This window comes from Nocardia sp. NPDC060220, assembly GCF_042727815.1.
Classification (GTDB): domain Bacteria; phylum Actinomycetota; class Actinomycetes; order Mycobacteriales; family Mycobacteriaceae; genus Nocardia.
In genome coordinates this window covers 1-5,669 of the sequence record NZ_JBHWZY010000446.1, presented here as the reverse complement: position 1 = coordinate 5,669, position 5,669 = coordinate 1, and the positions used below count along the sequence as shown (strand labels likewise).

Genomic DNA, 5,669 nt, shown 5'->3' with positions numbered 1-5,669 from the left:
GGGGCGTGTGGGGTATCGCGGCCCGGTCGGTGGGCGGACCGGTCGGACTTGCCCACCACGCGGGCCCCCCCGCGGCGGCATTCCGTTGCCGCGCGTGGCCGAAGGTACGCCGATGCGACCGGTACTCAGGCGTAGGCGCTGTGCTGCCCGGCGCGCAGGATGCGCCGATCGTCGACGATCACCACCGCGTAGGCGACCGCTACCAGGGCGGCGAGTTGGCCCCAGGCGAGCCAATACACCCCGATCGGCGTGGTGGCGGCGACGGCGAGGGCGCCGAGCAGCCTGCCGCGGGCACCGGACAGACCGAGCGCGGTCCGGAACCAGGACTGTCCGGCGAAGTAGAGGGCGACGCCGCCGGACAACGCGCCCGCGGCGGCCCAGCTCACCGGTTCGCCGCCGTGCGCGATGCTGAGCGCGATCCCTGCCGACGTGAGGATGACACCGACCAGGAGCGGATAGAGCGCATAGTCGTAGGCGACGAGCGCAGGCCGCACCCGTTCGAGGTCGGGTCGTTCGCCCAGCGCGTGCTCGCCGCGTTCGTCGTCGAAACCGAAGTAGGCCCACCACAGCACGTACGCCAGCGCCAGCCCCAACGCGACCATGGCCAGCAGCGCGACGGTGATCGGTTCGCCTGCCAGCCCGACGCCGAGGGCGACGATCGATTCGCCGAGCGCGACGATCACCACCAGCCCGTGCCGCTCGCAGAAGTGCGAGACGCGCACCCGGAACCCGGCGGTGTCGACGAGGTAGGGACTGAGGATCTGCACCGCGAAAGCCCCTGCCCAGAGCACGTATTGCAGTGGCGGGTGGGTGAAGCCGCCCGCCACGACCAGGGTGGCCGATACCGCGTTGAGTGGCCCGATCCGGCGGATCGCCAGGACGGCCGACGCCCCGCCCGCCGAGGCGAACATCGCGGTGTGGATCGCGGTCACCAGCAGATAGCCGATGCCGAAGGCGACACCGGTGCCGTGGAAGGCGTCGGGCACGGCGAGCGCGAGCATGAAGAACGCCGACATCCCGACCAGCAACCAGGTCCGGCGCGAGGACGAGCTCGGCGCGACCTCGTTGGTCAGCCAGACGTACCCGCTGTACATCCACCAGATCACGCCGAACATCAGCGAGACCTGCAGAACTGCTTCCCATCCCGGATGGTGCACGAACACGTGGGTGAGCTGGGTGATCGTGAAAACGAAGACCAGGTCGAAGAACAGTTCCAGGGTCGAGGCCCTGACCTGGCCACCTTCGGCCCGGTCGTTGAGATTGCTTGACACGGCAGAATGGTAGGGCCAGTGACCGGTTCGCGCGAACCCAGCGCGGGACGCGGTTTCACCCCTGATGCAGGAGGGGTTCTCGGCCGGGACGAGCTCGTCCCGGCGCGACAAACGGTCAGCGAGGGGTTGCTCAGCCGAGCAGGTCGGTGCCGCGGTACAGCCCGGCCAGCTTGCCGGGGTTGACCTGGAAGCGCAGATTCTGGATGTGTCCGTCGACGAGGTCGAAAGTGAAGGCGGCGCCGGGGTTTCCGGCGAAGGAGGCCAGGGTGCCGAGCTCACCGTTGATGCCGGTCGCGGTGAGTTCGAAACCCGCGGACGACGGTTTGGCGAGGACGCCCAGGATCCAGCGGGCGACGTGGTCGGGTCCGTGCAGGGGGCGGCGGGCGGCGGTGACCACGCCGCCGCCGTCGGACCAGCACGTGACATCGGGGGCGAGCAGGTCCATCAGGGCATTGAGGTCGCCGCCTGCGCAGGCGGCCATGAACTGTGCGGTGACCTGGGCGCGGGCGGCCTTGTCGGTATCGAATCGTGGGCGGCGCGAGTGGACGTGGTTCTTCGCGCGGTGCGCGATCTGGCGCACGCTCGCCTCGGACCGTTCGAGGGCTTCGGCGATCTCGGCGTGCGAGTAGCCGAACACTTCGCGCAGGAGGAACACCGCGCGTTCGACGGGGGTGAGGGTTTCCAGCACGACGAGCATGGCAGTGGAGACGGTGTCGGCCAATTCGGTGTCCTCGGCGATATCGGGCGATGTCAGGACCGGCTCGGGAAGCCAGGGGCCGACATAGCTTTCGCGGGTCGCGCGGGCGGAGGTGAGTCGGTTCAGCGAGAGATTGGTGACCGCGCGGACCAGGTAGGCCTTGGGATGGGTGACCGCGGCGCGGTCGGTGTCGTTCCACTTGAGCCAGGTGTCCTGCAGGACGTCCTCGGCGTCGGTGACGGTACCGAGCATGCGGTAAGCGGTCGCGAACAGCAGGCGGCGGTGTTCGAGAAACGGATCCTGATCGGCCATACGATCTACCATGTCGCACGCTCCGTCACGGTGGCCAGTCGGTGGGCGCCGAGCAGGCTCGGCGCCCGATCGGCGACGGTGCAGGCTGTTCACGCGACGGCGCGAGTCACCTTGCCGCCCTTGGACAATTGTACGTTCATGGTCATCTTCTTACTGGCCTTGAACGTCGGAACGGGGCTGCTGCTGACCAGCTCCTTGTAGATGCGCGCGGCCCAGCCGGTGAGGTAGAGGCGGCGCGGGGTGTCGTCGGCGTTGGTGAACTGGATGACCGCGTCGCGGCGGCCCAGGCTGACCGGCTGGTGGAAGTACCCGAAGCGGAACGGCCGCACTGTCTTGCCGCGCAGTTCGGCGGCGATCAGGTCGGCGGTGTAGGCGGCGGTCGGCAGGCCGCTCTGACAGGTACCGTGCACCTGCCCCCACCCCTGGCGGACGACGGCCGCGTCACCGATGGCGTGAATCATGTTGTGCGACAACGACTTCAGTGTCGGGTCCACGACGATGAGGCCACGCGCGTCGGTCTCGATCCCCGCTTCGGCGGCCAGCGGTGAGACCCGCACGCCGGTGGTCCACAGCGTGAGGTCGGCGCCGATCACCGTGCCGTCGGCGAGCTCGACCGCGTCGGGCTGCACCTTGGCGACGCGCACGCCGATCTCGCGGACGATGCCGAGCCGGTCCATCGCCTTGTTCAGGTGGGCGCGGGCTTTGTCGCCCATCATCGCGCCCGGCTCGCCCGAGCTGATCAGGGTGACGCGCAGACCGGGGTGGCTTTCCGCGATCTCGGTCGCGGCTTCGATGCCGGTGAGTCCACCACCGCACACGGCGACGCGGGCACCCTGCGCCGCGAGGGTGGCGAGCTTGCCCGCGAATTCGTGGGCGAGGCGCGGGTCGTCGAGGGTGAAGGCGTGGTCGGCGACGCCGGGCACCAGGGAGGTCTCGGCGGTGCTGCCGAGGGCGTAGATCAGCTCGTCGTAGGCGAGTTCGCCGATGTCGTCGACGTGGACGCGCCGCGCGGCGGGGTCGATCGCGGTGACCCAGCCCTGCACGAATTCGACGCCGGTGCCGTCGAGGATTTCCGGGATGTCGTGGTGGGCGAGTTCCTGACCGGCGGCGATCTGGTGCATCCGCAGCCGCTCGGTGAAGCGGGCCGACGGATTGACCAGGGTGATCGCCACATCCAGTTTTCTGGTGCGCCGGGCCAGGCGGATCGCGGCCAGCATCCCGGTGTAGCCGGCCCCGAGGACAACGATGCGGTGCGTAGTGGTGGTCATTGCGGTACTCCTGTCGGTGGGATGTTCATGGGACAAAGCAGCTCGCCGGAACGTGACAACCTGGCATTGTGATCCAGGTCACGTGACCCTGACCTGCGGGAAACCCTGAAATCCGCGACCGGAAATCAGGGTCGCACCGGGGACGCACCCGGATGTGGCGCCGGGTTCGCGCCCCTACCGTCGACGCATGGCTTCTCCCCCACGCCGGCTACGCCGCATCCTGCTCGGCGCGTGCGCCCTCGCCGTCACCCTGGTCACCGCGATCGGCGCCGGGGTGGCGTGGACCTGGAGCTCCGCCGACATCTCGACGGTCGGCACCACGGAATTCACTCAGCCACTGCGCATCCCGCCGCTGGCGGATTCGACTGTCGACTCCACCGGAACACGGGTGTTCGCCCTCGATATGCGCACCGGGACAACCACATTCGAGCCCGGCCGCGCCACCGAGACGTGGGGCTTCAACGGCAGCTACCTCGGCCCCACCGTGCGCGCGGCCCGCGGCGAACGCGTGCGAGTCCAGGTGCGCAACCAGCTCCCCGAGGCATCGACAGTGCACTGGCACGGCATGCACCTGCCTGCCGCCATGGACGGCGGGCCGCACCAGATGGTCGACTCCGGTGCGACATGGACACCGGAATGGACTGTGGATCAACCGGCTTCGACTCTCTGGTACCATCCGCACCCGCACGGCGCGACCGAGGACCATGTGCGCCGCGGCCTGGCGGGTTTGTTCCTGATCGATGACGCACCGAGTGCGGAACTGCCGCTGCCCAGCACCTACGGCGTGGACGACATCCCGGTGATCGTGCAGGACATGCGTCTGCGCGGTAGCCGCCTCGACAGCGCGCACGCGATCTTCCGGGATATCGGCTTCCTCGGCGACCGCACCATGGTCAACGGCACCCTGTCCCCCTATCGGGAAGTCGGGGACGAACTGGTGCGGCTGCGCCTGCTCAATGCCTCGACCGCGCGGATCTACACCTTCGCCTTCGACGACGCCCGCGCGTTCGCGATGATCGGTTCCGACGGCGGCCTGCTCGAGCGCCCCACCACCCTCGATCACCTCCGACTCTCACCCGGCGAACGCGCGGAGATCGTGGTGCGGATGCGGCCCGGTGAGCGCACGGTGTTGCGCAGCGAGAAACTCGCGGCGGGTCTCGACTTCTGGTCGAACCGGTTCTCGGGCGGTGACGACACGTTCGATGTGCTCGAACTGCGCGCGGCGGCGACCTTGCGCCCCTCCGCTGCGTTACCGGAAACTCTTGTGCCGCTGTCGATTCCCGATGGGACCGACTCGGTCTTGCAACGGCGCTTCGACCTGACCCTGGCCGGTATCAACGGCGAGCGCATGGACATGAGCCGCATCGACACCACGGTCACCCGGGGCACCACCGAGACCTGGGTCGTGCGCAACATCGACGGCATGCCGCACAACTTTCACGTCCACGATGTGCAGTTCCGGGTGCTCGAGTACGACGGCGGCCCGCCCCCGCCCGAGCTGACCGGCGCCAAGGACACCATCTTCCTGCCACCGAATACGGCGACGACGCTGGCCCTACGGTTCGACGGGCCCGCCGATCCGACGACGCCGTACATGTATCACTGCCATCTGCTGTGGCACGAGGATGTCGGGATGATGGGCCAGTTCACCGTTGTCGAACCAGGTCAGCAGGCCGTGACACCTCCGGGACACGCCCACTGACCTTGCCACCTCGAAACCATCGCGCTAAATTCATCACGTAGTGAATTCAACACTCGATGAATTGAGGCGACCATGTCGCGCACCGCACCGCCACCGATCGCCGTCCAGGTCGCGGACCTGACCGTCAAACGCGGAAAACGCCCCGTCCTGCACGGCCTCACCCTGGATATCCCCCGCGGCTCGATCACCGGCCTGCTCGGGCCGTCGGGTTGCGGGAAGACCACCCTGCTGCGCAGCATCGTGGGAACGCAGCTGGTGGAATCGGGCACCGTCACGGTGCTCGGCGAACCGGCGGGCAGCGCCGGGCTGCGGCGCCGGGTCGGTTACGTCACCCAGGCGCCGAGCATCTACGCCGACATCAGCGTCCGCGACAACGTGGCGTACTACGCCGCGCTCTACGGGCGCGACCGCGACGACAC

The 5,669-nt window shown here is 68.6% G+C and carries 5 protein-coding genes; 2 read left to right on the top strand and 3 right to left on the bottom strand.

Annotation, left to right across the window (positions count from 1 at the left end):
* Positions 1–125: 125 nt before the first annotated feature.
* The 3 genes from ACFWF3_RS22050 to ACFWF3_RS22040 form a co-directional block, all read right to left on the bottom strand.
* On the bottom strand, positions 126–1,271 hold the full coding sequence (locus tag ACFWF3_RS22050) for a low temperature requirement protein A (RefSeq protein WP_378994280.1): 1,146 nt from the start codon (positions 1,269–1,271) through the stop codon (positions 126–128).
* Positions 1,272–1,401: 130 nt separating this feature from the next.
* Positions 1,402–2,292, bottom strand: a complete 891-nt coding sequence (locus tag ACFWF3_RS22045) for an RNA polymerase sigma-70 factor (RefSeq protein ID WP_379315097.1) — start codon at positions 2,290–2,292, stop codon at positions 1,402–1,404.
* A 77-nt stretch (positions 2,293–2,369) separates the two neighbouring features.
* Positions 2,370–3,548: an NAD(P)/FAD-dependent oxidoreductase gene (locus tag ACFWF3_RS22040; protein WP_379315096.1), complete on the bottom strand. Its 1,179-nt coding sequence runs from the start codon at positions 3,546–3,548 to the stop codon at positions 2,370–2,372.
* Positions 3,549–3,735: 187 nt separating this feature from the next.
* Between ACFWF3_RS22040 and ACFWF3_RS22035 the strand changes: the two genes are divergently transcribed.
* Together ACFWF3_RS22035 and ACFWF3_RS22030 are read left to right on the top strand one after the other, a co-directional pair.
* On the top strand, positions 3,736–5,250 hold the full coding sequence (locus ACFWF3_RS22035) for a multicopper oxidase family protein (RefSeq protein ID WP_379315095.1): 1,515 nt from the start codon (positions 3,736–3,738) through the stop codon (positions 5,248–5,250).
* A gap of 72 nt (positions 5,251–5,322) precedes the next feature.
* Positions 5,323–5,669: ATP-binding cassette domain-containing protein (locus ACFWF3_RS22030; RefSeq protein WP_379315094.1), on the top strand; the 347-nt coding region annotated here is incomplete at its 3' end.

What these genes read in the sequence shown, in the direction of transcription:
- ACFWF3_RS22035 (WP_379315095.1), top strand. Translation starts at nt 3,736, where the DNA reads ATGGCTTCTCCCCCACGCCGGCTACGCCGCATCCTGCTCGGCGCGTGC.
- ACFWF3_RS22040 (WP_379315096.1), bottom strand. Translation starts at nt 3,548, where the DNA reads ATGACCACCACTACGCACCGCATCGTTGTCCTCGGGGCCGGCTACACC.
- ACFWF3_RS22045 (WP_379315097.1), bottom strand. Translation starts at nt 2,292, where the DNA reads ATGGTAGATCGTATGGCCGATCAGGATCCGTTTCTCGAACACCGCCGC.